Origin of the sequence: Nocardia bhagyanarayanae, from assembly GCF_006716565.1 — a bacterium.
In the GTDB taxonomy this organism is placed as follows: Bacteria; Actinomycetota; Actinomycetes; order Mycobacteriales; family Mycobacteriaceae; genus Nocardia; species Nocardia bhagyanarayanae.
Window position 1 is genome coordinate 778,121 of the sequence record NZ_VFPG01000001.1, and the last position, 24,987, is coordinate 803,107.

Here is a 24,987-nt window from a genome sequence, read left to right on the forward strand (position 1 = left end):
GCGACGGCCCTGCCCGGGCGGACGACGGCGCGGACTACGCCTCGGCGACCAGCTCCAGCAGCTTCTTCAGCTCGGCATAGCGCCGCGCGCCGATCTTGTTCTGCAACTGACGCTCCGCGAGCTCCTCCTCGGCGCGCACCGACGCGACCAGCTCGGCCCCCAGCCTGCTCAGCCCGATCAGAATGCGCCGCCGATCCTCCTCCGCGGCCACCCGGAAGATCAGTCCGCGCTCGGCGAGGAAGTCGGCGTGCCTGGTCGCCGAGGACGGCGCCAATTGCGAGCGGTTGGCCAACTCGCTCATCGTGATGCCGTTTTCGCTGGACAGATTGCACAGCATCGACCACTGATCCGGCGAAAGCTGCCTCGCACACAAAGCGGCATCGAGGTTACGTAGCCAACGTCGTTCCGCGGCACGCAGCGCCCCATGCAGCGTGGCATATCCGCTTAGAATGGTCGTCATTGATTTTCCCCGCCTGCTTTTTGAATTCGTTCGAACCAGAAGAAGAGTACCGAATGTCAGCGGTCGGCGAGAGCCCAGACGGCACGATAGAGATCCTGAACATAGTCCCCATGCAGGGACCTGGCGGGATCTTCGCGCCTTCCTGCGACGCCGCCATTTCGCTCGCGGCGTCCGAAATCAACCGGGGCGCAGGAATTCTGGGACGCGAAATTCGTACCACGAATATCGATGGCGGCAGGCCGCCCGCGCAGGTCGCGACCGAAGTGGCCGCGCTGCTGGCCACCGGCATGGTGCACGCGATCACCGGCTGGCACACCTCCGCGGTGCGGCGAGCGGTGGCCAAGGCGAACGACGGTCGTGTGCCGTATCTGTTCGCGGTCAGTCACGAGGGCCTGCCCGATGAATTGCCCGGCGTGCTGCTGGTCGGCGAGCACCCGGCGGGTCACACCGTCGCCGCGGTGCGCTGGCTCGGCAGCGAGCTCGGCGTGCGCCGCTGGGCCATCATCGGCAACGACTACATCTGGCCACGCGAGACGGCGAAAGCGGTGCGGCGCAGTCTGATCGACCCGGACGCCATCGTGCTGGAACGGTTCGTCCCGCTCGGCACGCCCAGCTTCGGCGAGTTCCTGCTGCACCCCGATCTCGACCGGGCCGACGGCGTCATCATCCTGATGGTCGGCGCGGACGTCGCGCGCTTCAACCGCCAGTTCTGCGCCATGGGCCGGGCCGCCGACCAGGTGCGGGTCAGCCCGGCCGCCGACGAGAACGTGCTGCTCGCGGGCGGCGCCGGCGCCAACCACAACCTCTACGTGCCGTCCAGCTTCTTCCTGAACGAGAAACTCACCGACGGCCGGGACCGCAAGGCCCGCTATCGCAGGATGCACGGCAGCTTCGCGCCCGCGCTCACCACCTTCAGCAACGCCACCTACGAGGCCATCCACGCGCTGCGCGGGTTGGCCGAGACCGTCGGCTCGCTGGACGTGCCTAGCCTGCAAGGCGCGCTCGCCGACGGTGTGCACTTCCAAACCCCCGGTGGGCCACGGGGATTCGTCGGCAACCAAGCGATCCAGCCCGGCTATCTGGCGCGGGCCGACGGCGTCGAATTCGACATCATCGACCGCATCTGGTGAGCCGCGCCGGAAACGCGAAACGGCCCGGATCGACCGGCTCCCGAGGCGGGAGCGCGGTACGACCCGGGCCGCGGTTTCGTGTCAGGCCGAGACGAGGGTGTCCAGCACCGAGAGGAACAGTCCGAGACCGTCGTCGCTCGGGCCGGTCAGCGGCTCGGTGGCGTGCTCGGGGTGCGGCATGAGACCGACCACCCGGCCGTTGGCCGAGGCGATGCCCGCGATGCCGCGCTGCGAGCCGTTCGGGTTGTCGCCCGAGTAGCGGAAGACCACCCGGCCCTCGCCTTCGAGCTCGTCGAGCACGGCGGCCGAGGCCTGGTAGCGGCCCTCACCGGACTTCAGCGGGACCAGGATCTGCGCGCCCGGCTCGTAGCGTGACGTCCACGCGGTGGAGACCGACTCGACGGTCAGCCACTCGTCGCGGCAGATGAAGTGCAGGCCCTCGTTGCGGGTGAGCGCGCCGGGCAGCAGACCGGCCTCGCACAGCACCTGGAAGCCGTTGCAGATGCCGAGCACCGGCATGCCCTGGCCCGCGGCCTGCACGACCTTGCCCATCACCGGCGCGAACCGGGCGATGGCGCCCGCGCGCAGGTAGTCGCCGTAGGAGAAGCCGCCGGGCACGACGACCGCGTCGACCTGCTTCAGATCGGCGTCGGCGTGCCACAGGTTGACCGCCTCGGCGCCCGCGAGACGCACCGCGCGCACGGCGTCGACGTCGTCGAGCGTGCCGGGAAAGGTGATGACCCCGATGCGCGCCGTCATGGGAGGCGAACCACCTTCCACTCCTCGATCACGGTGTTGGCGAGCAGGCCTTCGGCGATCTGCTCGAGCTCGGCGTCGCTGACGCTCTCGTCCACCTCGAGCTCGAATCGCTTGCCCTGCCGCACATCACCGATCCCGGCGAATCCCAGGCGCGGGAGCGCGCCGACAATGGCCTGCCCCTGCGGATCCAGGATTTCGGCCTTCGGCATCACCTCGACCACGACTCGTGCCACGCGTTGCTCCTCAGGTGGTGTGGGGGTTACCTGAGCAGCCTAGTTGTTCCGGTCGGGCGAGCTACCTGCGGGGTCGGGTGAAAATCGACACGCTGCCAATAGCATGGCGGAATGCGTATAGCCCATTTCGGCCACTCCTGCATCCTCGTCGAGCTGCACGGCACGAAGGTGCTCTTCGATCCGGGCACGTTCTCGCACGGCTTCGAGGGCATCACCGGCCTGGACGCCATCGCCGTCACCCACCAGCACCCCGACCACATCGACCCGAACCGCATCGACGCGCTGCTCGAGGCCAACCCGCAGGCCCGCGTGCTGTCCGATCCGCAGACCGCGGCCCAGCGCGGCGGGCGGTGGGAGGCCGTGCACGCGGGCAACGTGCTGCGGCTGGGCGACCTGCAGATCACCGGCGGTGGCGGCAGGCACGCGGTGATCCATCCGGACATCCCGGTGATCGACAACACCGTCTTCCAACTCGGCACCGCCGACGACCCCGCCCAGCTCGTGCACCCCGGCGACTCGCTCTGGGTTCCGCCGGTCCAGGTCGGTGTGCTCGCCATCCCCGCCGCCGCGCCGTGGATGCGGATCAGCGAGGCGGTCGACTACCTGCGCGCCGTCGCCCCGCGCACCGCGCTGCCCATCCACTTCGGCATCATCCAGGAGGAGGCCCGCGGCATCTACTTCGGCAGGCTCGCCGAAATGGGGCCGGAGGGAACCGAATTCACCGTGCTCGAACCGGAGAACCAGCGCGAATTCTGACCCTGCCGACCCAAGGTCACCTCGAGCCCGTCACGCACGGTGAAGGTGACCTTCAGTCGCGTCCGTAGGTGGTGAGGAAGATGGCCTCCGCCAGGGCCATGTGCTGGATTTCGGCGGGATCGACACTTTCGTTGGGGGCGTGGATGAGGCACTTCGGCTCCTCGACGCCGATCAGCATGATCTCGGCGTCGGGGTAGGTGTCGGCGAAGACGTTGCACAGCGGGATGGAACCGCCCTGACCCTGGGTGGTGGTCGGCCGGCCGTAGGAGGCGGCCAGCGCGGCGTCCATGGCGGCGCGCGCCGGGCCGCCGCTGGCGGAGCGGAACGGCGCTCCCTCGCCTTCCAGCTCGATGGTGAGCTTCGCGTGCAGCGGGGTCTTCGCCTCCAGGTGGGCGACGAGGGCGCGGTGCGCGTGCTCCGGCGTGATGCCCGGCGGAATGCGCAGGTTCAGGCGGGCGCGAGCGGCGGGCTGGATCGCCGCCGTCGAGCCGACCACCCGCGGCGCGTCGATGCCGAGCACGGTGAGAGCCGGTCGGGCCCAGAGCATTTCGGCGACCGTGCCGTCGCCGGAGAGCTCGACGCCGCCGAGCACGCCCGCGTCGTTGCGGAAGCGGTCGGGATCGTATTGCACGCCGTCCCAGTTCTGCCGGTTGTCCAGCCCGGCGACGGTGGTGTTGCCGTCGGCGTCGCGCAGCGTGGCGAGCACCTGGATCAGCGTGGCGAGCGCGTCCGGCGCCGCGCCGCCGAACATGCCCGAATGCAACGGCCCCGCAAGGGTTTCCACGGTGACGAGCACGTTCACGTTGCCGCGCAGGGTCTCCGTGAAGGTCGGCACGCCCGCCGCGAAGTTGCCGCAGTCGCCGATCACGATGGCGTCGGCGCGCAACAGGTCCGGGTTGGCGACGACGAACTTCTCCAGACCGCCGGTCCCCTGCTCCTCCGAGCCCTCGGCGACCAGCGTGACGCCAACGGGTAGCTCGGATCCGATGGCGCGCAGCGCCGTCAGATGCATGACGATGTTGCCCTTGCAGTCCGCCGCGCCGCGCCCGTACCAGCGACCGTCCTTCTCGGTGAGCTCCCAGGCAGGCGTGCGCCACGCGGCCTCGTCCAGCGGCGGCTGCACGTCGTAATGGCAGTAGAGCAGCACAGTCGGCGCTCCCGGCGGCGCCGGACGCGAGGCTATGACGGCCTTGCTGCCGTCCGGCGTCTCGTGCAACCCGACCTTGGTCAGTCCCACCGCGGCGAACGCGTCGGCCACCCACTGCGCGGCGCGCTCGCACTCCTCGGCCGGGAACTGCCGCGGGTCGGCCACGGACTTGAACGAAACCAGTTGCGCCAGATCGCGTTCGGCTTGCGGCATCAGCGCGGCGACGCGCGAGCGCAGATCGGCGGTATGCGGATCGTCGGAAGTCATTGGCAGCGACCTCACTTCATCGTGTCGTGTCGATTCGCACCTCGTCGAGGTGGCTGCCGAATCGGTCCGCACGGCGCAGGCCGATTCGACGGCGATCACCGTATCGCGATCGCCGTTCACCGGGCAGTTGCCGGGGGTGGGCGCGCCGAGTGCGACGATGCCGGTTGACGGTGCCGGTAGCCGCTCGGCATCCGCCTTCTGGGCGCGAATTGGCCGCCTATACCAGCGACGCATTGCAGAATGAGGTCCGCACCCGATCCGTGGCAATCGATGAGCAGCCTTGCTGGAGGCCCTGATGCCCGCTGAACCGGAATTCGACGATCTGTTCGCACGGCCCGCACTCGACCGCCCCGCGCCCAAGGAGCGCTTCCCGGACAAGGAGCTGCTCCCGCAGGTCGCCTACCAGATCGTGCACGACGAGCTGCTGCTCGACGGCGTCTCGCGGATGAACCTCGCCACCTTCTGCACCACCTGGGTCGACGACCAGGCGCGCAGGCTGATGAACGAGTCGCTGGACAAGAACATCGTCGACAAGGACGAATACCCGCAGACCGCGGAGCTGGAGCGCCGCTGCGCGCGGATGCTCGCCGACCTCTGGCACGCCCCGGATCCCGCGACCACGCATGGCACCTCGACCACCGGGTCCAGCGAGGCCGCGATGCTCGGCGGACTCGCCGCCAAGTTCCGCTGGCGCAAGCGCGGCGGTTCGGGCGCGCCGAACTTCGTCTGCGGGCCCGTGCAGGTCTGCTGGGAGAAGTTCGCCCGCTATTTCGACGTCGAGATTCGCCAGGTGCCGTTGCGCGGCGACCGGCTCACCATGCACCCCGACGACGTCGCCGCGCACTGCGACGAGAACACCATCATGGTGGTCGCCAATTTCGGCCAGACCTACACGGGACTGTTCGAGGACGTCGCGGGCATCGCGGGTGCGCTCGACGATCTCCAGTCCTCGAAGGGCCTGGACATCCCGCTGCACGTGGACGCGGCGAGCGGCGGTTTCCTCGCCCCGTTCACCGCCCCCGACGTGGTGTGGGACTTCCGCCTGGAACGGGTGAAATCGATCAACTCCTCCGGCCACAAGACCGGTCTGGCCCCGCTCGGCGCGGGCTGGGCGGTTTGGCGCACGGCCGACGATCTGCCCGCGGAGCTGATCTTCGACGTCGACTACCTCGGCGGCAGCATGGCCACGTTCAACCTGAACTTCTCCCGGCCGGGCGGGCAGGTGATCACGCAGTACTACGACTTCATCCGGCTCGGCAGGCTCGGCTACACGCGGTTGCAGGAGGCGATCTACCGGGTCGCCGGGCACTTGGCGGCCGGGTTGACGAAGTTCGACGGGTTCGAGTTGATCCACGACGGCGACCCGGATCGCGGCATCGCCGCCGTGTGCTGGCGGCTCACCGACTCGCCCGGCTTCAACCTCTACGACCTCTCCGATCGGCTGCGCACCCGCGGCTGGCTCATCGCCGCGTACCCGCTGCCGCCCGACCGCGGATCGGAGACGGTCATGCGCGCGGTGATCCGGCACGGTTTCACCCACGACATGGTCGACCTGCTGCTCGCCGACATCGAACGCAGCGTGCGGCAACTGGCCGACCACCCGCTGACGGTGTCGCTGACCAGGGCGGATGCGGGCGGCTTCACCCACAACGCGACGCCGAAGGTGCCCGCCGCGAAGAACCCGCACGGGAAATAGAGCTCCGTCCGACGAACACCGGACTGAGGTACGCCCGCCACCATCGATCGCCATTCCCGGCGGCGGGCGTACCTCGGCCCGCGACCGTCAGGCCGCGCGCACCAGGTCGAACGGCTCCCACCGGTACACATCACTGACCGCGCCGTGGAACAGCGCCAGGTCCACCGCGTCCAGCATCGCCTGGCGCGGACCCGAACGCTGCAACTGCGCCGCGGAGACGGCCAAGCGCAGCACGCCGCCGCGCCGCGCGGTCCGCGCCGCGCCCATCACCAAGGCGCGGCACCACCACGGCTCGGCGCGGAAACCCTCGCCGATGCCGTAGACGCGCGACTTCTGCGCCGCGTTGCGTTCCAGATCGAGGATCGAGGTGAGCCCGAGCGCCAGCCGGAAACCCGTCTCGGGCAGTGCGGCGATGGCGCCCGCCGAAGCGTCCCAGCGCGGCGCGGCGAACAGCCGGGTGCGCAGTTCGACCTGCTCCAGCACCCGGTCGGCCGCGGTGAGCCGCAGCTTGGCCTCGTGCTTGGGCAGCGTCGCGAACTCGGCCCTGCGCCGCTTGGTCGCCGCCTGGTCGTAGCCGTGCAGCACGATGGCGTCGCCGCGGGCCCGCCTGCCGCGCAGCCACGCCTGCGTCGCGAGGTCGTCGACCAGCCGGTACTTGCCCTTCAACCGCGGCGCCACCAGCAGCGACAACCGCACGTCGCGACGATCCATCTCGGCGGCGAATTCGATCGCGGCGTCTCGAGTGGTGTCCCGAATACCCGACACGGACACGATCAGCTCAGCGTTCATGAACCAACGGTGCCCGACGCAGGTGTCGTCGATGTGCAGCGCGCATGACCAGAGGACGAACAACCGAAGCACCGTCGGCGACCAGCCACGCCCGCCGGCGGTCCCGTCCTGTTGTCGCTGCCCGCGTACCGCCGGAGGTGCGCCTACTCGTCGGCCAGGCCGACCGTGTCGAGCACCCAGGCGTGCTCGAAGGCCACTTCCTTCCACTTCTCGTACCGGCCGCTGACGCCACCGTGGCCCGCGCTCATCTCCGTCTTGAGCAGCAGCGGCGCGTCACCGGTCTTGGTCGCGCGCAGCTTGGCGACCCACTTGGCGGGCTCCACGTAGAGCACCCTGGTGTCGTTCAGGCTGGTGACGGCGAGGATCGCCGGATAGTCCTTGGCCTCGATGTTCTCGTACGGCGAGTAGGACTTCATGTACTCGTAGACGTCCTTGTCCGCCAAGGGATTACCCCACTCGTCCCACTCGATGACGGTGAGCGGCAGCGACGGGTCCAGGATCGAGGTCAGCGGGTCGACGAACGGCACGTTGGCGAGAATGCCCCGGAACAGCTCCGGCGCCAGGTTCGCCACGGCGCCCATCAGCAGGCCGCCCGCGCTGCCGCCGTCGGCGACCAGCCGATCGGGCGCGGTCCTTCCGGTGTCGATCAGGTGCCGCGCGCAGGCCACGAAGTCGGTGAAGGTGTTCTTCTTGGTGAGCGTCTTGCCGTTCTCATACCAGAGCCTGCCCATCTCGCCGCCGCCGCGCACGTGCGCGACCGCGAACACCATGCCGCGATCGAGCAGCGACAGCCGCGCGACCGAGAAGGACGGATCCATGCTGGCCTCGTAGGAGCCGTAGCCGTAGAGCAGCAGCGGCTTCGGCTCGCCCTCGGCCACCGCGCCCTTCTTCCACACCAGCGAGATCGGGATCCGCGTGCCGTCCTCGGCGATCGCCCAATCCCGTTGTTGCTCGTAGTCGTTCGCGTCGTAGCCGCCGAGCACCGGCTGCTCCTTGCGCAGCAGCAGCGCGCCGGTGGCGGGCACGTAGTCGAACACCTGCATCGGGGTGATGAACGAGGTCAGGCCGATGCGCAGAGTCGGCTGCGTCCACTCCGGGTTTGCGCCGGAGCCGACCGCGAAGAGCTCGAGATCGAACTCGAGTTCGCGCCGCTCGCCATAGCCGGACTCGGTGAGCGGCCAGACCGCGACCCTGGTCAGCGCCTCGCGGCGGTAGCTGAGCACCAGGTGGTCGGCGAACGCGTCGACGTCCTCGAGCCGCACGTCGTCGCGGTGGCCGATGAGCAGCGTCAGGTTCGACGGGTCGGCGACCGGCGCCTCGGCGAGCACGAAGTTCTCCGCCTTCACCCCGTCCACGACGTCGTTGTGCAGGATGAGGAAGCGATCCTCGCCGCCGATCACGGCGTGCTCGGCCGAGTATTCGACGCCTTCGCGCCGCGGCATGATGATCCGGAAATCGCCCTCGGGATCGTCGGATTCCAGCACCCAGCCCTCGGTGGTGATCTTGGAGCCGACCCAGATCATCAGGTATTTCTCCGAGCGGGTGGAGCCGATGCTCACCCAGTAGCGCTCGTCGGGCTCGTGGAAGACCTTCACGTCGGCCGCGGTTTCGGCGCCTAGCCGATGCCGCCACACGGTGTCGGGGCGCCAGGACTCGTCGACCGTCTGATAGAAGACGTGGCTGCCGTCCAGCGACCAGGTCGCGCCCGGCGCGGTGCCCGCGATCTCGTCGGCGAGCGGTTCGCCGGTGCGCAGGTCCTTGAAGCGCAGGGTGTAGCGCTCGTCGCCGACGGTGTCGACCGAGTAGGCCAGCAGGTTGCCGTCGTGGCTCACCGAGAACGCGCCGAGGGCGAAGTAGGCGTGGCCCGCGGCCAGCTCGTTGCTGTCCAGCAGCACCTGTTCGCCGGGGATCTCGCTGTCGACCTCGAGTCGCGGCGGAGTCCACGCGTCGATGCCCTCGGCCTGCGCGTCGATCGGGCAGCGGCAGTGCACGCCGTACTGCTTGCCCTCGTAGCTGCGCGAGTAGTACCAGAACTCGCCCATGCGGGTCGGCACCGAGAGGTCGGTCTCCTGGGTGCGCGACTTGATCTCCTCGAAGATCTTCTCGCGCAGGCCCTGCAGGTGCGCGGTCTGCGCTTCGGTGTAGGCGTTCTCCGCCTGGAGGTGGGAGATGACCTCGGGATCTTCTTTGTCCCGCAGCCACTCGTACTCGTCGACGAAGACGTCGCCGTGGTGGACCCGCTCGGTGGGCACCGTCTTGGCGATCGGGGCCGCCACCGCACTTTCGACAGACATGCGGTCCACCCTACTTGCGGGCCGTCGAATCCCCCGCGCGTCGGAACTCCGCGGGCGGCGCCTCGCCGCCCGCCGCGCGGATGACGCCGTCGAGCACCTCGCAGGTGCGGTGCAGATCACGCAGCGCGCGGTCGATCCTGGCCCGTTCCTCGGTCAGCTTCTCCACAAGGAACGGGGTGGCCTCGGCGTTGGGTGAGCCGTCGGTGTCGTGGATGCACGGCAGCAGTTCGGCGATGGTGTCGCTGGTCAGTCCGGCCGCGAACATCTCCTGGATCCGCCGCACCCGCTCGACGGCCGCCTCCGGATATTCGCGCTGCCCGCCGGAGCTGCGGGCGGCGGCCAGCATGCCCTTGTCCTCGTAGTACCGCAGCGACCGGACGCTCACGCCGGTTCGCTCGGACAGTTCACCGATGCGCACGTCACTCCTCGAGCCCTTGACCTGACATTGATGTCAGCTTCTAGCGTACGCCTCATGGAACTCTTGACGCCCTACCGCGACCACGAACTGGCCCTCCCGAACCGGATCGTCATGTCCCCGATGACCCGCCTGCGTTCGGTGCCGGACGGCTCCCCCACCGCCGACGTCGTCGACTACTACGCGCAGCGCGCCACCGCCGGACTGATCATCACCGAGGGCATCTGGCCGCACTCGACCGGCCAGAGCGAGGCTTGGGTGCCCGGCTTGCAAACCGAAGCCCACGTCACCGCTTGGCGGCGGGTCACGGAAGCGGTGCACGCGAAGGGCGGGCGGATCTTCGCGCAGCTGATGCACGGCGGCCGCAAGAACCATCCGCTCGGCCGCATCGACGGAACCTGGCCCGCCGGCCCTTCCGCGGTGGTCGATCCCGATCGCGTGCATCTGATCGAGGGCGGCAAGGCCGACCCGATCACGCCGCGCGAGCTGAGTCGCGCCGACATCACGGCGGTGATCGGCCAGTACGCCACGGCCGCCAGCAATGCGATGGCCGCGGGCTTCGATGGCGTCGAAATCCACGGGGCCAACAGCTATCTCGTGCACCAGTTCCTCGCCGACAACACCAACCTGCGCACGGACGAATACGGCGGTTCGATCGACAACCGGATGCGGGCGCCGCTGGCCATCGTGGACGCGGTGGCCGAGGCGATCGGATCGCGGCGCACCGCCATCCGCCTCTCGCCGGGCAATCCGCAGTTCAACATGTACGAGGCCGATCCCGCGCCGCTGTACCGAAAGCTGGTGTCGGAACTGGATCGACGCGAGCTGGCCTACCTGCACCTCACCGACAACGACGACTATCCTGCGCTGACCGATCTGCGTCCGCGCTGGCGCGGCACGCTGATCGCGAACATCGGCGAGAACCGCGAGCCGACCACCGCCGCGGGGGCCGAAGCCGTATTGCGATCGGGCACCGCCGATCTCGTCTCGTTCGGGCGAGCGTTCATCGCCAATCCCGATCTGGTGGAACGGATCGCGCGCGATCTGCCGCTGAACTCGATTCGCGAGGACGTGCTGTACGGCCGAGATGCGAAGGGCTACACCGACTATCCGGCTTGGTCGGAGAGCGCGTTGTCCCGGGGGTAGGTGTGCCGCGCCGGGTCAGGCGCCGATGGCCGAGCCGATGGTGGGCCACGAGGCGTGCAGTGTGTCCTGCCAGTAGGACCAGGAGTGGGTGCCGACCGGGCTGTAATCGATGCGGGCCGGAATGGCCAGGCTGCGCAGGCGCCGCTCGAAGGCGATCACGCAGGTGTTGATGCCCACCTCGACCGGGCCGCCGAGGAAGATGTTCTCCGCTAGCTGCGGTTTGATCTCCGCCTCGTGCGGGCCGGGCACGCCGGTGCCGGTGGACAGGTAGATCGTCTTGCCGCGCAAGCGTTCCGCCAGCAACGAGGGGTCGTGCTCGGCCCAGGCGTCGGTGCCCGGCGCACCCCACATATTGATCGGGTTGCCGCCACGGTTGGCGATCGAGAACATCACGCCGCCCGTGGCCAAGCCGGTGTCCGGGCAGGCACTGTAGCCCGCGATCGCCTTGTACAGGTGGGGGTTGCGCGCGGCCAGGACGAACGCGGCCGTGCCGCCCATGGAAAGTCCGCCGATCGCGTTGACGCCGTTGCCGTCGAAGTTTTCGTCGATCAGCGGCGGCAGCTCTCGGGTCAGGAAGGTCTCCCACTTGTAGCGGCCGAAGCGCGGGTCGTCTTGCTGCCAGTCCGTGTAGTAGCTGGCCTGGCCGCCAACGGGGAGCACCACATTGACGTTCTTGCTCCGGAAGAACTCCTCGGCGTCGGTCGCGTTGGTCCACGTGCTCTGGCCGACGCCGGGGTCGAGTCCGTCCAGCAGGTAGTAGGCGGGCCGGGCGCCGCCGCTCGCCGGGTGCAGCACCTGAACCTGGACCGTTCGGCCCATCGCCGGGGAATCGATGAACACCGAGGAACGGGTCGGGCTCAGGGAATCGATCCGCACGATCTGCGCGGCGGCGGCGGGGGCTCGGGTGGCGGCCAGCGGACCGAGCACGGCGATCGCGACGGCAAGCACTGCAACAGCAACTCTGGTACGCCGCACGTCACGCCCTCCATCACCGCATGAGAGTGGGCTCCAACGTAACTCACTCCATGGGGTTGCGGAAGGGATTCAAGATCTCGGCTCTTTTACAGCAAACTGCCCAGTACGTAATGGATTTCACGCCGGCCCCACCAGTCACAGACCTTCGGCGCGCTCCAGTGCCCCGCGAATGGATCCGGCGAGATAGTCCAAGTCGGCACGCGGCGGGCTGGTCGGCCGCCCACGCAGACCGAAGCCGTCACCCGGCGTGCGCGGAATGACATGCAGGTGCACGTGAAACACTTCCTGCCCCGCCGTCACACCATCGGCGAGAAAGAAATTGACCCCGTCGCACCCCACCTCGCTCGCCCGCAGCGCCCCCGCCAGCCGCTGCCCCACCTGAAACAGCTTCCCCCCGATCACCGGATCGAGCTCCGCCAAACACCGCGCCGCCACCCGCGGCACCACCAGCAGATGCCCGGGCGTCATCGGCCTGATATCCATGAACGCGACCACGTCGTCGTCCTCGTACACCTTGGAAGCCGGCGCCCGCCCGGCAATGATGTCGGCGAAAATCGAGTACGGATCCACACCGCACCTTAACCGGCCCACTGTCGCGTCGAACCGATGCAGCCTCCGGCTCGAGCACGCGTCGCGTCGACTCGAGGACAGGCGGGCGGATTCCCATCAATGAAATTGCGTTGCATGCGTCGAATGAGGCAGTAAGCTGTTCTCAGCCCCTGGCACTAGCTGGGGGAAGTGGACCCGACTCTTCACCGGACGGTGGGCAGTCGGGTTTCGCGCTACTGGGGCCGCTTGTCGACGTCGATGACGACACGTACAAGCGGCATCACGATCTCCTTCCACCGCCCGCCCGCTCCGAATGCCCAAGCCACGGCGTCGGGCCACCACAACGCAGGTTCACTGTGCGGAGCTACGTGGATATACGGCATCTCGGCCGACGCTTTGCGCAAAACTTCGGCGATGCAGTGCCGGTCACGGTGATCTTGGCTCTCACGTGACTCGATGACCAGTCGACCGGCATTGGCGACGATCAGATCGGACACCAAGGCCGCCAGACATTCACGGCGGGTGGGCACCTCGGCGCCTCTGCCTTCGTAGATCGATACTTCGACACCTGGGAATCGCGCCATGGCCGTCAAGATCTGGCGTCGCCGCTGGTCCGGCTCATGGTTGAAGTGCCACCGCCGCTGGCCTGGCAGCAGGAATCCTCGGCCGAGACCGCGTGCTCCGGCCAGCTGATCACATCGAATCAGCGCAGCACACAGCAGATATCGATCTCGGCGAACCGATTCGTCGACGAAGGCGTGAATAGGCACCGATGGACGATACCGTTCGGCTATCGAACAGGCAGGCGAATATGCCGAGCGGCTCGGTTCGAAGTTGCCGAGCGAGAACGGGTTCCGGTCAAATCAGTCGCCGCCGCGTTCTGGCCACGCCTACACTCGCTCCAGCCCTCGGCACTAGCAGGGGGAAGTGGGCGCAGGTCCTGGCCGGACGACCAGCATCTGCGTTCCGCGTAAATCCGGCTCCTCTCCGGACGGTGGGCAGCCGGGTTACGCGTCTGCGCCGCTAAAGGATCGGCGACGGGGTGTAGCGGGCGGCTTCGGGGTAGGTGTCGACGAGTTTTTGGACCTGGGCGATGACGTCGGCGGTCTGGGCGCCCGCGGCGCCGATGAAGGCGGACTTGTCGGCGAGGGCGGTGTCGAGCGCCGGGCGGTCCAGTGGGAGGCGGTGGTCGGCGGCGAGACGGTCGAGCAGGTCGGGCTCGCGGCCCTGTTCGCGCATGGCGAGGGCGACGGCGACGGCGTGCTCCTTGATGACCTCGTGCGCGGTCTCCCGGCCGACGCCCGCGCGCACCGCCGCCATCAGGATGCGGGTGGTGGCGAGGAACGGCAGGTAGCGGTCCAGCTCGCGGGAGACGACGGCCGGGTAGGCGCCGAATTCGGCGAGCACGGTGAGGAACGTTTCCATCATGCCGTCGATGGCGAAGAACGCGTCCGGCAGCGCGACCCGGCGCACCACGGAACAGAACACGTCGCCTTCGTTCCACTGCGCGCCCGACAGCTCGGCGGCCATCGAGGCGTACCCGCGCAGCACCACCTGCAGTCCGTTGACGCGCTCGCAGGAGCGGGTGTTCATCTTGTGCGGCATGGCCGAGCTGCCCACCTGCCCGGGCTGGAAGCCTTCGGTGACCAGCTCGTGTCCCGCCATCAGGCGAATGGTGTGCGCGAACGAGGACGGGCCCGCGCCCACCTGCACCAGCGCGGAGAGCACGTCGTGATCCAGCGAGCGCGGATACACCTGGCCGACGCTGGTGAACACCGTCGCGAACCCGAGATGCCTGGCGACCTGCTGCTCCAGGGTGGCCAGCTTGGCCGGGTCACCGCCGAGCAGGTCGAGCATGTCCTGCGCGGTGCCCATCGGTCCTTTGATGCCGCGCAGCGGGTAGCGGTCGATCAGCTCGCGCAGCCGGGTCAGCGCGATCAGCAGCTCGTCGGCGGCCGAGGCGAAACGCTTGCCGAGCGTGGTGGCCTGCGCCGCCACGTTGTGCGAGCGGCCCGCCATCACCAGCGTCTGGTACTCGGCAGCCCGCTCGGCGAGCCGCGCCGCGATGGCGACGCCGTGCGCGTGCACGTGCTCGAGCGAGAGCCGGATCTGCAGCTGCTCGACGTTCTCGGTGAGGTCGCGGCTGGTCATGCCCTTGTGCACGTGCTCGTGCCCGGCCAGCGCGTTGAATTCCTCGATGCGCGCCTTCACGTCGTGGCGGGTGACCCGCTCGCGCTCGGCGATGGAGGCGAGGTCGACGTGGTCGATCACCCGCTCGTAGTCGGCGATGACGCCGGCCGGGATGTCGATGCCGAGCTCCGACTGTGCCCGCAGCACCTCCAGCCACAGCCGCCGTTCCAGCACGATCTTGTGCTCCGGCGACCACAGGTGCACCAGTTCGGGACTGGCGTAACGGGTGGCGAGGACATTCGGGACGAGACTCACGTCTGGTCAGTCTAGTGCTCGGAACCTGTCCGCTTGCTGCGGCGTCGCCGGGGCGACGATATCGATCACCTCGAGCAGCGCGCCGCGCGCCATCCGCCGGGGTTCCGGGTTGCTTTCGCTCAGCGCCGCGACCACCGCGCCGTCCACCACCGCGACCAACCTGCGTAGCTGTTCGGGCCGCACCATCCGGTCCGAGCGCCGCAGCACGTCGGCGAGCAGCTCGTCGAGCTGGGCGCGCAGCCGTAGCTGGACCTCGCGTAGCTCGGGGTGTCGCGCCGAGGCCACCGAACGCTCGTAGCGGGCGATCAGCTGACCACGCGCGCCCTCGTCGGGCCCGTCGGCGCCGACCAACAGGTCGAGCACCAGGTCGACGGTCGCCTCGGCGCCGCGGCGGCGGTGACTCACCTCGCCGACCCTGCGGCGCATCGCGTCCAGCTCCGCGTTCCCACTGAACTCGACCGCGCGGGCGATCAGGTCTTCCAGGGACTCGAAGTAGTACGTGGTCGAGGCGAGCGGTAGATCCGCGCGCGTGGCAACCGAGCGATGCCGCACCGCATCGAATCCGCCTTCGAGTAACAACTCGGCGGCGGCCGCTACCAGAGCCTGGCGACGCCGTTCGCCTTTCGGGGTCGTCGCGGTTATCACCGTGCCATCGTGCCAGTCGTCATCAGTTCATCCGTGCGAAATCGAGAGTCGAAAGCCAGCAATCGTTGTTTTACCTCATCTGGGCGTTCCCGGTGCCGAACTGTGGAAACTTGTTGGCGGACTTGAGGTTCAGGCGCCCAGATAGTAGCCGAGTCGCAGCAGCGCCGCCTCGATATCCGCGGTGGCGCCGGCAAACGAGAAGCGAACCGTGCGGTGTCCGGCCACGGTGTCGAAATCGATGCCGGGCGCCAGTGCCACCCCGGTGTGCTCGAGCACTTCGGCACACCACTTGCGCGAATCGTCGGTCAGATGGCCGATGTCGGCGTAGGCGTAGAACGCGCCGTCGGCGGGGGCGAGATCGGTGATGCCCAGCCTCGGCAGGCCGTCCAGCAGCAGTCGCCGGTTCACCGCGTAACGCTGGACGTGGCCGTCGAGCTCGGTCTTGGCCTCGGCGCCGAAGGCGTGCAGCGCCGCGTACTGGGAGACGGCGGGAGGACACACCGTCATGTTGGAGGCCAGTCGCTGCAGCGCGGGCCGCAGCCTGCTCGGCGCGAGCATCCAGCCGAGCCGCCAGCCGGTCATCGAGAAGTACTTGGACACCGAGCCGATAACCACCGATTCGCGGGAGGTCTCCCACGCGGAGGACGTCTGCGCCGCCGAGCCCGGCGTCTCGTAGGTGATGCCGTGATAGATCTCATCGGAGATCAGCAATGTCCCGTGCGTGTCGCACCAGCGGGCGAGTGCGGCCAGCTCGGCCGGGGTGATCATGGTGCCGGTGGGGTTGGCCGGGCTGGCGACCACCAGACCGGCGGGCGGCTCGGGCAGCGCTTCGAGCATGGCGACGGTCGGCTGGAAGCGGGTCTCGGGACCGCAATCCAATTCCACCACCTGGCAACCCAGCGCGGTGAGCGTGTTGCGGTAGGCCGGGTAACCGGGCCGGGCCACCACGACGGTGTCGCCCGCGTCGAAGGCGGCGAGGAAGATCAGGGTGAACGCGCCGGACGACCCCGTCGTCACCACCACCTCGTCGGGATCCACGCGGTAGCCGTAGGTGTCCGTGTGGTGCTCGGCGATCGCCTCGCGCAGCTGCAGAATGCCGAAAGTCTCCGTGTAACCGAGCAATTCGGCGTCGATCGCGGCTTTGGTAGCGCGCAGCACCGGAGCGGGAGCGGGCGTCGAGGGCTGACCGGCCGCGAGCACGAGCACGTCGCCGTGGGTTCGGGCGCGCTCCGCGGCGGCTTTCCAGACATCCATCACGTAGAAAGGTGGAATGGTCGACCGGCGAGATTCTCCTGACACCCGACAGACGGTAGACCCTCGGGCCCGGCGGCAGGTCGCCAACGCTCGGCTTTCGTCGAAGAGCTTTCTCGGCCGACACCTGCCCACATCCGCCCTTCCGCCCGGCGCGCACGGCTAAGGTCGGCGTAATGCTTGAGAAGGCTCGCCGCGCGGGGCTCGATCGGGTACGCGGAGTGGGTGGCATCGGCGTCATTCCGCCGGATTGGCGTGCCAAGGTGCGGGAACGGTCCGACCGCGACCCACGCCGCCTGCTGCGCCGCGCCCGCGCCGAGTTCGCCGAACTACGCCGCCGCCCCCGGCCGGACCTGCGAGAACTGTGGACGGAACAGAAGCGGCAGGACTACCGGGCGCTGCTGCGCAAGCACCGGGTGCTGATCGCCGGGCTGGCCGCGACGCTGCTCCTCGCCGGGGCCGACGCACCGTTCGACTGGGGCGTCAGCCACCGCGACCCGGGCCCGGACGAGGCCATGCGGGTGTTCTTCGCCCATCCGCAGGAAATGCAGTCGACCCCGCCCTCGGTGCGCCGCTACCTCAACGCCATCGCGAGCGGCGAGCGGCGCCGCGAACAGGCCGTGGTCGCCGCCGCGGCGCGAGCGACGCTGGAGCGGGCCAAGGCCGAAGCCGCCGCGGCCGCCGCGGGCGAATGGCAACCCTGGATGGGCGGCACCGCACCGCTGCCGCCCGGCTCGGTCCTGCCCGGAGTCGGCGGTTTCGTCCTGCCGACCCGCGGCACCTTCACCTCCGGATTCGGTTCGCGCTGGGGAACTTTCCACAACGGCATCGACATCGCCGCCCCCATCGGCACCCCGATCTACGCCGTCGCCAACGGCACCGTGATCGACGCGGGCCCCGCCCAGGGTTTCGGCCTGTGGGTGCGCATTCGTCACGACGACGGCTCGATCACCGTCTACGGGCACATGTACGACTTCTTCGTCTCCGTCGGCGAACGCGTCCCGGCGGGCATGCAGATCGCCCGCATGGGCAACCGCGGCGACTCGACCGGCCCGCACCTGCACTTCGAGGTGATCGTGGGCGGTCGCCACGTCGACCCGCGCGCCTGGCTCGCCCTCCACGGGCTGACCTTCTGATGCTGCATCCAGAATGGTCGGCGCGGTAACCGACCGAAGGCACCCTTCACCCCGCCAGACCGACTGGACGTGACCTTCGCTCACCCGACCCGTGTGCCCGGTGGGCCGACCGAGGGTGACCTTGATCGCGGTGGGCCGGGTGAGGTTGACCATGGGTCGGATTCGTGTCCAACCAGTTCGGATGGGGTACTAGGCCGCGTTCCGGCGAAGTTCGGTTACCGAGTCGGGACAGCGATGCGGTTTTCGACGGCGGCGAGGCCGATGTCGGTGCGGTAGTGGCTGCCCGGCAGCTTGATCGAGGCGATGCGGTCGTAGGCCTTGGCGCGGGCCTCGGCCAGATCGGCGCCGACGCCGACGACGTTCAGCACGCGTCCACCCGAGGAGACCAGCGCGCCGTCCTCACGCAGCGTGGTCCCGGCGTGCAGCACGGCGGCGGCGTCGTCGGGCGCGCCTTCGCCCGCACCGGTGATCACGTCGCCCAGGCGCGGACGGCCCGGGTAGTTCTCGGCGGCGACCACCACGGTGATCGCCGAACCGTCCCGCCAGCGCGGCGCGGGGACGTCGGCGAGGGTGCCGGTCGCGGTCGCGTTCAGCAGCTCGCCGAGCGGGCTCTCCAGCAGGGCGAGCACCGCCTGGGTCTCGGGATCACCGAAGCGGCAATTGAATTCGACCACCGCGGGCCCGGCCGCGCCGATCGCGAGACCGGCGTAGAGCAGACCGGAGAACGGGCAGCCGCGGCGCACCATCTCGGCGGCGACCGGCTTCACCACGTCCTCGACGATGGCGGTGCGGGTCTCCTCGGGCAGCCAGGGCAGCGGCGTGTACGCGCCCATGCCGCCGGTGTTCGGGCCGGTGTCGCCGTCGCCGACGCGCTTGTGATCCTGCGCGGGCAGCAGCGGCACCACGGTCTCGCCGTCGACCAGGCAGAACAGCGAGACCTCCGGGCCGTCGAGGAACGACTCCAGCAGCACCGGGTGGCCCTGTTCGAGCAGTTCGGCGCCGTGATCGCGGGCCGCGAGCCGGTCGGCGGTCACCACGACGCCCTTGCCCGCGGCGAGACCGTCGTCCTTGACCACCCAGGTGGGGCCGAAACGATCCAGCGCCGCGTCCAGCTCGGCGGGGTTGTCGACGATCTCGCTGTGCGCGGTCCGCACGCCGGCCGCCGCCATCACGTCCTTGGCGAAGGCCTTCGAGCCCTCGATCCTGGCGGCCGCGGCCGACGGGCCGAAGCAGGCGATGCCCGCCGCGCGCACCGCGTCGGCGACGCCGAGCACCAGCGGCACCTCGGGCCCGATCACCACGAGGTCGGCGGCCAGCTCGGTGGCCAGCGCGACGACCGCCTCGGCCGAGGACGGGTCCACCGGACGCACCTGCGCGTGCTGCGCGATGCCCGCGTTGCCCGGCGCGGCGTAGAGCGCGCTCACCGCGGGGTCGCGGCGCAGGCTGAGGACGAGGGCATGTTCACGGGCTCCGGAACCGATGACGAGTACGCGCACGGCCAACAGCTTAGGTGAAGCGACTACCCGCCCCGTCGGGCATCGGCCTTCTGGTCGGCTCGCGTTCGACGGCCGTTCGCCCGGCGTTCGGCGACCGCTCGCCGTCCCATCGCGAATTCGATTGTCGCCTTTCGCCCCTCGCGGCCACGCCCCGTGGATCATGGGTGGGGAGGGTTCGGAACCATCCGCCGAACCGCCTCCCCCACCGCGAAGGACGTACAGATCATGGGTCTGATCGACGGACTGATGGGCAACGCCGGGCGCATAGATCCCGGCCAGGCACAGCAGGAGTACGCGAAGCTGCTCGGCAACGGCGAGCAGATCTACTCCGCCTACCTGCTGGTGCGCGACGCCCTCCTGTTCACCAACCGCCGCCTGATCTTGGTGGACAAGCAGGGCCTGTCCGGCAGGAAGGTGAGTTACCACAGCATCCCCTACCGCTCGATCACGCACTTCGCGGTGGAGACGGCGGGCACCTTCGATCTGGACGCCGAGCTCGTCATCTGGATCGCGGGCACGCACGAGCCGCTGCAGAAGCGGTTCAACCGGCAGGTCGACATCTACGAGGTGCAGGGCATCCTGTCGCACTTCGTGGCGGTGTAGCGCGCGGCCGCCTGCGGACTACGCTGCCGATATGGCTTCCGTCTTCAGTGCGATCATCGCAGGTCAGATCCCTGGTCGATTCGTATGGCAGGACGACGAATTCGTCGCCTTCCTGACCATCGCGCCGGTCACCCAGGGCCACACGCTGGTGGTGCCGCGCAAGGAAATCGACCACTGGCAGGACATCGACGCCGAGACCTTCGCGCGGCTCAACGGCGTCGCGCAGCAGATCGGCAAGGCGGTGCGCGCCGCGTTCGACGCGCCGCGCGCCGGTCTGCTCATCGCGGGCCTCGAGGTGCCGCACCTGCACGTGCACGTCTTCCCGGCCTACAGCCTCGGCGACTTCGACATCTCCGGCGCGGATCCCAACCCGTCGCCGGAGTCGCTGGACGAGGCGCAGGCCAAGATCAAGCAGGCGCTGCGGGATCTGGGGCACGGGGCCAACGTGCCCGACTGAGCGCACGACAACCCACGCGACGCAGGGCGCTCGGTTTTCGAAACCGAGCGCCCTTTACCGCTTTCATGACTGTTCAACGAACTGCCCTGTCCCGCAGCCGCACTGCTCTACACTTCTAGGGGTAACCGTTCCGTTGCTCGAAGACGGCGTTCAGACTTTGCAGGTCCGCACGAAACGAGTGGTGTCATGGGCGATAACCACGAGCAGTTCCCCTCTCCGGCAACACCTTCGCGGCTTCTCCGGAAGCTCCTTCCCGGTCGCAGAAGACCGATCGTCGCCGACCGACTACCGACCGTCGGCGAACCGCACCGCGCGGAGCGCTGTTGATCCAGCGCCGAAGGTGCCTTCACGCCCCGCACTTTCGAAGATCTCCGCCCCGGCCGCTCAGCGGTAGTCCTCCGTGACTCAGGCACGCTCGGCTCCGCACCGAAACGGCGATCCACCGTCCGCGCCCGGACGATCGACGCATGTCGCAGTATGTCGACTTGCCGAAAGCCGGTCCGCCGCGCACCTCGCAAGTACCGGATTTCCCAACCGCCGTGGAGGGCAACGATGGTCACAGCAGTGGATTACGCAGCACGACAGATCGACCCGCAAGCCATCCGGAACGCCGGGCACGTCGCGGTGCTCGCCTACGTCTCGACCTCGCGCCCCGGCTCCAACTTCGGGGCCAAGCCGCTCACCCGCGAGTACGCCGACCGCATCCGCGCCGCGGGCCTAGACATCGTCTCGATCTGGCAGTACGGCAAGCCCGGCAATCCCGATGCCCCTTCCGACTACACCCTCGGTTTCGAGGGCGGCGCCCGGATGGGCCACGAGGCAAGGGAACGGCACTTCGCCGCGGGCGGGCCCGGCTACTGCCCGATCTACTTCGCCGTCGACGAGGACATCGACGAGCACACCTGGAACACCAAGGCGGTGCACTTCTTTCGCGGCGTGAACAACGCCATCGGCCAGGAGTGGACCGGCGTCTACGGCCACGACGAGGTGTGCCTGTGGGCGATTCGCGACGGCGTCGTCGGGCGGTCGACCACGCCGGGGCGGTATTGGGCCTGGCAGACCAAGGCGTGGTCGGAAGGCGATATCGCCGAGGGGATTTCGCTGTATCAGCGCATCGTCGACACCCCGTCGACACCCGGTCCCAAGATCGACGGCACATCCGTCGACGTGAACGACATATACGCCGCGGACTACGGGCAATGGTCGGTCGACCGCGCGCCGGGGCCGGTGGCCAAACCCGAGTACGTCGAACTCGATCGGATGGGCAACTCGCGCAGCAGCCGGCACGGCGCACGCGTCACGAACTTCCTGCTGCACACGCAGGAGGGCAACGGCACCGCGGAGTCGCTGGCGAACTACCTGAACAACACCGCGAACGGCGTCTCCTACCACTACACCGTGCGCGACGGCATCGTGTGCGACGTCGTCGACACCGACTACGCCAGCTGGAGCGTGCTCGACGCCAACCCGTTCACTATCAACCTGTGCTTCGCCGGATCTCGCGCGGGGTGGAGCAGGGCGCAGTGGCTGGAACGCGAGCACGATGTCCGGATCGCCGCGTGGCTCGCGGTCCAGGACGCGCGCAAATACGACTTCGAGCCGGTCGTCATCCCGCCGCCGTACTGGCGTGGCGAGGGCATCTCGGACCACAAGTACGTCACCGAGGAGCTGGGAATCGGCACGCACACCGACGTCGGCTACAACTTCATCTGGGACCGGCTGGAAACCTTCGTCAACGAGTACGCGGGCGGCGGGCCCCCGCCCGGCCAGCCCAACGCCATCGACGACGCGGCCGCCGCCGCGCCGTGGCTCGGCAGGCGGCTCACCCAGGGCGAGATCCCGACCCCGGACGGCGTCGGCCGCCGCGCCGAATTCGAGAACGGCCAGGTCTATTGGCACCCGAACACCGGCGCGCACGCCATTCCAACGCGCTTGTTCGCCAAGTTCGCCGAACTCGGCTGGGAAGCGGGCCCGCTCGGCTGGCCGATCACCGACCGGACCATCCTCACCGACGCGGCGGGCGCCCAACTCGGCGAAGTCCAGGGCTTCCAGGGCGGCGCGCTGTACCTCCGCTACGGAGCCGACCGCGCGCCGGTCTGGGTGCACGGCGCGATCCGCGACCGCTGGAATCGTTCCGGTTTCGAGAACGGCCCGCTCGGCTGGCCCCTCGCCGACGAGCAAGCCTTCGACGGCGGCGCGTACCAGCGCTTCGAGCACGGAACCATCTACTGGCCCGGCCGCCGCGACACCGTCGCCCTGCTCGGCAACGACGGCCCCGACATGCCCCTGCCCGACCGCGATTGAGAGAGCACAGACCACGCGCCGCATACCGGGAACCCCGGTCGGCGCGTCCGGTCTGAGCGACAGAGCCTCTACCACTGCGCTCAGCCGCGCGGCGGATGCACGAAGGGCGCCCGGTTCGAAACCGAGCGCCCTCTATTCGAGTTCAGCCGCGCAGCGGATGCAAAAAGGGCGCCCGGTTCGAAAACCGAGCGCCCTTCGGGTCTACGAGCCCCCTGTCAGGATTGAACTGACGACCTTTCGCTTACAAGGCGAGTGCTCTACCACTGAGCTAAGGAGGCGAGAAGCGGTGCCAATCATAGCCGGGCTCGCCCGCCGCGTGACACCGGCTTTACGGTGTCACGCGGTGGCGGCTCAACGAGATGTCCCGGCGCAGTATCGGATACCGCGGGTCAGGACTGGGCGCCCTGTCGGGCCGCGTCGTCGGCGGCCATCGCATCGCGCAGACTCTTCGGACGCATATCGGTCCAGTTCTTCTCGACGTACTCGACGCAGGCAGCGCGGCTGTCCTCACCGAACACGACTCGCCATCCGGCCGGAACCTCGGCGAACGCGGGCCACAGGGAATGCTGTTCCTCGTCGTTGACCAGGACGAAGAAGCGGCCGTCTTCGTCATCGAAGGGGTTGGTGCTCAATTTCACCTCACTGGATACTGGCGCTGTGTACGGGATCTGCTCCAGGGTCCGTCCGGCGCGGCGACCGTGCTGATCACGAGTCGTACACCGGAAGAACTCCCCGAGCGTTGTGTCGACCCTAGCAAGGGAGACGTTACGTGTAGGTGGTTACCTCAGGCCGCGAAGAAATCCAGGAGGATCTTGTTGACCGCCTCCGGCCGCTCCAGGTAGCCGAAGTGCCCGGCGTCGGGGATCTCCTGGTAGCGGGCGCCGGGGATGGCGTCGGCCACCTCCCGCGTCAGGTACGGCGGGATCATCCGGTCGTCGGCGAATCCGATGCCGAGGCACGGCACCGAGATCGCGCGGTAGGCCTGCACGCGGTCGAAATCGTGGTCCATCTTGCGCTGCGCGCGGATGCCGGGGGTGACCGGTCCACCGGTGAATTCGAACAGGTCGAGCCAGTCGCGCGCGGAGTTGGTGTTGGCCATCGTGGCGGGCGAAAGGTTCATCACGGCGGTCACCGCGGCCTCGTACTTCGGCGGCAGTTTGACGCCGCTGGCGTCGAGATCGTGCTCGCCGAGCGAGAGCGTCTTCTGGAACTGGTCGAGCCGCCCGTGCCCGGCCATGAAGACGGCCTTGCGCACCAGGTCGGGGCGGGCCAGCGCCAGTTCCTGGGCGACGCGCGCGCCCATCGAGGTGCCGACGACCAGCGCGGGACCCTCGTCGAGCAGTTCGATGAGGCCCGCGGTGTCGGCGACCAGGTCGTCGATGGTCATGCCGGAAGCCGCCTCGAAGGACGGCGCGATGCCGCGATTGTCGAAGGTGCAGACCCGGTACCCGGCGGCGACCAGCGCGGGCACCTGGTGCAGTTCCCATACCCGGCCGGGGCTGCCGGTGCCCATGATCATCACGACGAGCGGACCGCCGCCCTTGACGTCGGCGCCCTTCGCCCGGTCGCCCTTGACCTGGTAATTGAGGGAGATTCCGTTCACCGTCGCCAGCGGCATTGTGGACCCTTTCGTGTGGTTGATACTGCGCCCCCACGGTATAGGCAGGGGGGTGACGGTGCAGCAGGCACACGGGGGAAGCGGGATACTGGTGCGGCGGCGCCGATTCCATACCGTGAAGTGGCTCTCGAGCCCGGGGCAACGGACGTCGCATACCATTGACTATTCGTACGCACGAGCGTAATGAGCCGGGAGGACAAGAAGATGGCCGCGAAGGGCAGCGCGAACGATATCGCGGACGACGAATTGGAACCACTCGCCGACGAGACCGCACGTCAGGCGCAGCGGGTCGTCGCGGCCTACGCCGAGGACGCCGACGAATGCCGGATGCTGCTGTCGATGCTCGGCATCGGCCCCAGCGGCCGCGGCGAGTAGTACCCGACCCCTCGCTCGACGACAACGGCGCCGTCGACTCG

Annotated in this window: 25 protein-coding genes and 1 tRNA gene; 9 read left to right on the top strand and 17 right to left on the bottom strand. The window is 68.8% G+C overall.

All coding sequences use genetic code 11. From position 1 onward, the window contains the following. Window positions 1-34: 34 nt before the first annotated feature. Window positions 35-460: a MarR family winged helix-turn-helix transcriptional regulator gene (locus tag FB390_RS02880; protein ID WP_141807544.1), complete on the bottom strand. Its 426-nt coding sequence runs from the start codon at window positions 458-460 to the stop codon at window positions 35-37. Between the two features lie 53 nt (window positions 461-513). On the opposite strand from FB390_RS02880, the gene FB390_RS02885 reads away from it, so the two are divergent. After that, on the top strand, window positions 514-1,590 hold the full coding sequence (locus FB390_RS02885; RefSeq protein ID WP_141807545.1) for a substrate-binding domain-containing protein: 1,077 nt from the start codon (window positions 514-516) through the stop codon (window positions 1,588-1,590). Window positions 1,591-1,671: 81 nt separating this feature from the next. On the opposite strand, the gene purQ is transcribed toward FB390_RS02885, so the two are convergent. Together purQ and purS are read right to left on the bottom strand one after the other, a co-directional pair. Beyond that, window positions 1,672-2,349 (bottom strand): phosphoribosylformylglycinamidine synthase subunit PurQ, encoded by a 678-nt coding sequence (gene purQ, locus FB390_RS02890; RefSeq protein ID WP_067791323.1) that lies wholly within the window; start codon window positions 2,347-2,349, stop codon window positions 1,672-1,674. Next, entirely contained in the window at window positions 2,346-2,582 is a 237-nt protein-coding gene (purS, locus tag FB390_RS02895; RefSeq protein WP_067791321.1) for a phosphoribosylformylglycinamidine synthase subunit PurS, read from the bottom strand. Before purS ends, purQ begins: the two co-directional genes overlap by 4 nt. 111 nt (window positions 2,583-2,693) lie before the next feature. On the opposite strand from purS, the gene FB390_RS02900 reads away from it, so the two are divergent. Continuing rightward, window positions 2,694-3,338, top strand: a complete 645-nt coding sequence (locus FB390_RS02900; RefSeq protein ID WP_141807546.1) for an MBL fold metallo-hydrolase — start codon at window positions 2,694-2,696, stop codon at window positions 3,336-3,338. A 52-nt stretch (window positions 3,339-3,390) separates the two neighbouring features. Here the strand turns inward: FB390_RS02900 and FB390_RS02905 are convergent, their stop codons facing one another. Further along, on the bottom strand, window positions 3,391-4,752 hold the full coding sequence (locus FB390_RS02905) for a dipeptidase (protein ID WP_141807547.1): 1,362 nt from the start codon (window positions 4,750-4,752) through the stop codon (window positions 3,391-3,393). Between the two features lie 295 nt (window positions 4,753-5,047). Here FB390_RS02905 and gad point away from each other — a divergent pair, with 295 nt between their 5' ends. Continuing rightward, window positions 5,048-6,448, top strand: a complete 1,401-nt coding sequence (gene gad / locus FB390_RS02910) for a glutamate decarboxylase (RefSeq protein WP_141807548.1) — start codon at window positions 5,048-5,050, stop codon at window positions 6,446-6,448. 87 nt (window positions 6,449-6,535) lie between these two features. Here gad and FB390_RS02915 read toward each other — a convergent pair whose 3' ends face one another. The 3 genes from FB390_RS02915 to FB390_RS02925 form a co-directional block, all read right to left on the bottom strand. Continuing rightward, a complete protein-coding gene (locus FB390_RS02915; RefSeq protein ID WP_141807549.1) occupies window positions 6,536-7,237 on the bottom strand; it encodes a DUF2334 domain-containing protein in 702 nt (233 codons plus the stop codon). 143 nt (window positions 7,238-7,380) lie between these two features. Then, on the bottom strand, window positions 7,381-9,531 hold the full coding sequence (locus tag FB390_RS02920) for a S9 family peptidase (RefSeq protein WP_141807550.1): 2,151 nt from the start codon (window positions 9,529-9,531) through the stop codon (window positions 7,381-7,383). Window positions 9,532-9,541: 10 nt separating this feature from the next. After that, a complete protein-coding gene (locus FB390_RS02925; protein WP_141807551.1) occupies window positions 9,542-9,949 on the bottom strand; it encodes a MerR family transcriptional regulator in 408 nt (135 codons plus the stop codon). 54 nt (window positions 9,950-10,003) lie between these two features. Between FB390_RS02925 and FB390_RS02930 the strand changes: the two genes are divergently transcribed. Further along, window positions 10,004-11,092, top strand: a complete 1,089-nt coding sequence (locus FB390_RS02930) for an alkene reductase (protein ID WP_141807552.1) — start codon at window positions 10,004-10,006, stop codon at window positions 11,090-11,092. 15 nt (window positions 11,093-11,107) lie between these two features. Here FB390_RS02930 and FB390_RS02935 read toward each other — a convergent pair whose 3' ends face one another. The 6 genes from FB390_RS02935 to FB390_RS02960 form a co-directional block, all read right to left on the bottom strand. Then, window positions 11,108-12,067 (bottom strand): alpha/beta hydrolase, encoded by a 960-nt coding sequence (locus FB390_RS02935; protein ID WP_141807553.1) that lies wholly within the window; start codon window positions 12,065-12,067, stop codon window positions 11,108-11,110. Between the two features lie 135 nt (window positions 12,068-12,202). Next, entirely contained in the window at window positions 12,203-12,637 is a 435-nt protein-coding gene (locus FB390_RS02940; protein ID WP_141807554.1) for an HIT family protein, read from the bottom strand. Window positions 12,638-12,849: 212 nt separating this feature from the next. Then, on the bottom strand, window positions 12,850-13,386 hold the full coding sequence (locus FB390_RS02945; RefSeq protein ID WP_141807555.1) for a hypothetical protein: 537 nt from the start codon (window positions 13,384-13,386) through the stop codon (window positions 12,850-12,852). Between the two features lie 253 nt (window positions 13,387-13,639). Beyond that, entirely contained in the window at window positions 13,640-15,061 is a 1,422-nt protein-coding gene (gene purB, locus FB390_RS02950; RefSeq protein ID WP_141807556.1) for an adenylosuccinate lyase, read from the bottom strand. 6 nt (window positions 15,062-15,067) lie between these two features. Further along, a complete protein-coding gene (locus FB390_RS02955; RefSeq protein ID WP_141807557.1) occupies window positions 15,068-15,706 on the bottom strand; it encodes a TetR/AcrR family transcriptional regulator in 639 nt (212 codons plus the stop codon). A 129-nt stretch (window positions 15,707-15,835) separates the two neighbouring features. After that, entirely contained in the window at window positions 15,836-17,005 is a 1,170-nt protein-coding gene (locus tag FB390_RS02960) for a pyridoxal phosphate-dependent aminotransferase (protein WP_185756928.1), read from the bottom strand. Window positions 17,006-17,133: 128 nt separating this feature from the next. Between FB390_RS02960 and FB390_RS02965 the strand changes: the two genes are divergently transcribed. Continuing rightward, a complete protein-coding gene (locus tag FB390_RS02965) occupies window positions 17,134-18,093 on the top strand; it encodes a M23 family metallopeptidase (protein ID WP_141807559.1) in 960 nt (319 codons plus the stop codon). 215 nt (window positions 18,094-18,308) lie between these two features. Here the strand turns inward: FB390_RS02965 and purD are convergent, their stop codons facing one another. Further along, window positions 18,309-19,589 (bottom strand): phosphoribosylamine--glycine ligase, encoded by a 1,281-nt coding sequence (gene purD / locus FB390_RS02970; protein ID WP_141807560.1) that lies wholly within the window; start codon window positions 19,587-19,589, stop codon window positions 18,309-18,311. 225 nt (window positions 19,590-19,814) lie between these two features. Here purD and FB390_RS02975 point away from each other — a divergent pair, with 225 nt between their 5' ends. The 3 genes from FB390_RS02975 to FB390_RS02985 all read left to right on the top strand — a co-directional run bounded on the left by FB390_RS02975 (window position 19,815) and on the right by FB390_RS02985 (window position 22,953). After that, window positions 19,815-20,192: a PH domain-containing protein gene (locus FB390_RS02975; RefSeq protein ID WP_141807561.1), complete on the top strand. Its 378-nt coding sequence runs from the start codon at window positions 19,815-19,817 to the stop codon at window positions 20,190-20,192. Window positions 20,193-20,223: 31 nt separating this feature from the next. Further along, entirely contained in the window at window positions 20,224-20,649 is a 426-nt protein-coding gene (locus FB390_RS02980) for an HIT family protein (protein ID WP_097247837.1), read from the top strand. Window positions 20,650-21,201: 552 nt separating this feature from the next. Further along, on the top strand, window positions 21,202-22,953 hold the full coding sequence (locus tag FB390_RS02985; protein ID WP_246123830.1) for a glycoside hydrolase domain-containing protein: 1,752 nt from the start codon (window positions 21,202-21,204) through the stop codon (window positions 22,951-22,953). A gap of 206 nt (window positions 22,954-23,159) precedes the next feature. Here the strand turns inward: FB390_RS02985 and FB390_RS02990 are convergent. From FB390_RS02990 to FB390_RS03000, 3 genes are all read right to left on the bottom strand, one after another. Next, window positions 23,160-23,231: transfer RNA gene (locus tag FB390_RS02990), tRNA-Thr, on the bottom strand. A gap of 111 nt (window positions 23,232-23,342) precedes the next feature. After that, window positions 23,343-23,585: an MbtH family protein gene (locus FB390_RS02995; protein ID WP_011207082.1), complete on the bottom strand. Its 243-nt coding sequence runs from the start codon at window positions 23,583-23,585 to the stop codon at window positions 23,343-23,345. A 152-nt stretch (window positions 23,586-23,737) separates the two neighbouring features. Beyond that, window positions 23,738-24,571, bottom strand: coding sequence for an alpha/beta fold hydrolase (locus FB390_RS03000; RefSeq protein ID WP_141807563.1), 834 nt, complete (start codon window positions 24,569-24,571; stop codon window positions 23,738-23,740). Between the two features lie 183 nt (window positions 24,572-24,754). On the opposite strand from FB390_RS03000, the gene FB390_RS03005 reads away from it, so the two are divergent. Beyond that, window positions 24,755-24,946 carry a hypothetical protein gene (locus tag FB390_RS03005; protein WP_067791289.1) on the top strand — a complete coding sequence of 64 codons (192 nt, stop codon included), beginning with the start codon at window positions 24,755-24,757 and terminating at the stop codon, window positions 24,944-24,946. Window positions 24,947-24,987 lie beyond the last annotated feature (41 nt).

Bases quoted from the DNA above. Each gene is read 5' to 3' on its own strand.
- FB390_RS02880 (WP_141807544.1), bottom strand. From the start codon at position 460: ATGACGACCATTCTAAGCGGATATGCCACGCTGCATGGGGCGCTGCGT.
- FB390_RS02885 (WP_141807545.1), top strand. From the start codon at position 514: ATGTCAGCGGTCGGCGAGAGCCCAGACGGCACGATAGAGATCCTGAAC.
- purQ (WP_067791323.1), bottom strand. From the start codon at position 2,349: ATGACGGCGCGCATCGGGGTCATCACCTTTCCCGGCACGCTCGACGAC.
- FB390_RS02900 (WP_141807546.1), top strand. From the start codon at position 2,694: ATGCGTATAGCCCATTTCGGCCACTCCTGCATCCTCGTCGAGCTGCAC.
- FB390_RS02905 (WP_141807547.1), bottom strand. From the start codon at position 4,752: ATGACTTCCGACGATCCGCATACCGCCGATCTGCGCTCGCGCGTCGCC.
- gad (WP_141807548.1), top strand. From the start codon at position 5,048: ATGCCCGCTGAACCGGAATTCGACGATCTGTTCGCACGGCCCGCACTC.
- FB390_RS02915 (WP_141807549.1), bottom strand. From the start codon at position 7,237: ATGAACGCTGAGCTGATCGTGTCCGTGTCGGGTATTCGGGACACCACT.
- FB390_RS02920 (WP_141807550.1), bottom strand. From the start codon at position 9,531: ATGTCTGTCGAAAGTGCGGTGGCGGCCCCGATCGCCAAGACGGTGCCC.
- FB390_RS02930 (WP_141807552.1), top strand. From the start codon at position 10,004: ATGGAACTCTTGACGCCCTACCGCGACCACGAACTGGCCCTCCCGAAC.
- FB390_RS02965 (WP_141807559.1), top strand. From the start codon at position 17,134: ATGCTTGAGAAGGCTCGCCGCGCGGGGCTCGATCGGGTACGCGGAGTG.
- FB390_RS02975 (WP_141807561.1), top strand. From the start codon at position 19,815: ATGGGTCTGATCGACGGACTGATGGGCAACGCCGGGCGCATAGATCCC.
- FB390_RS02980 (WP_097247837.1), top strand. From the start codon at position 20,224: ATGGCTTCCGTCTTCAGTGCGATCATCGCAGGTCAGATCCCTGGTCGA.
- FB390_RS02985 (WP_246123830.1), top strand. From the start codon at position 21,202: ATGGTCACAGCAGTGGATTACGCAGCACGACAGATCGACCCGCAAGCC.
- FB390_RS03000 (WP_141807563.1), bottom strand. From the start codon at position 24,571: ATGCCGCTGGCGACGGTGAACGGAATCTCCCTCAATTACCAGGTCAAG.
- FB390_RS03005 (WP_067791289.1), top strand. From the start codon at position 24,755: ATGAGCCGGGAGGACAAGAAGATGGCCGCGAAGGGCAGCGCGAACGAT.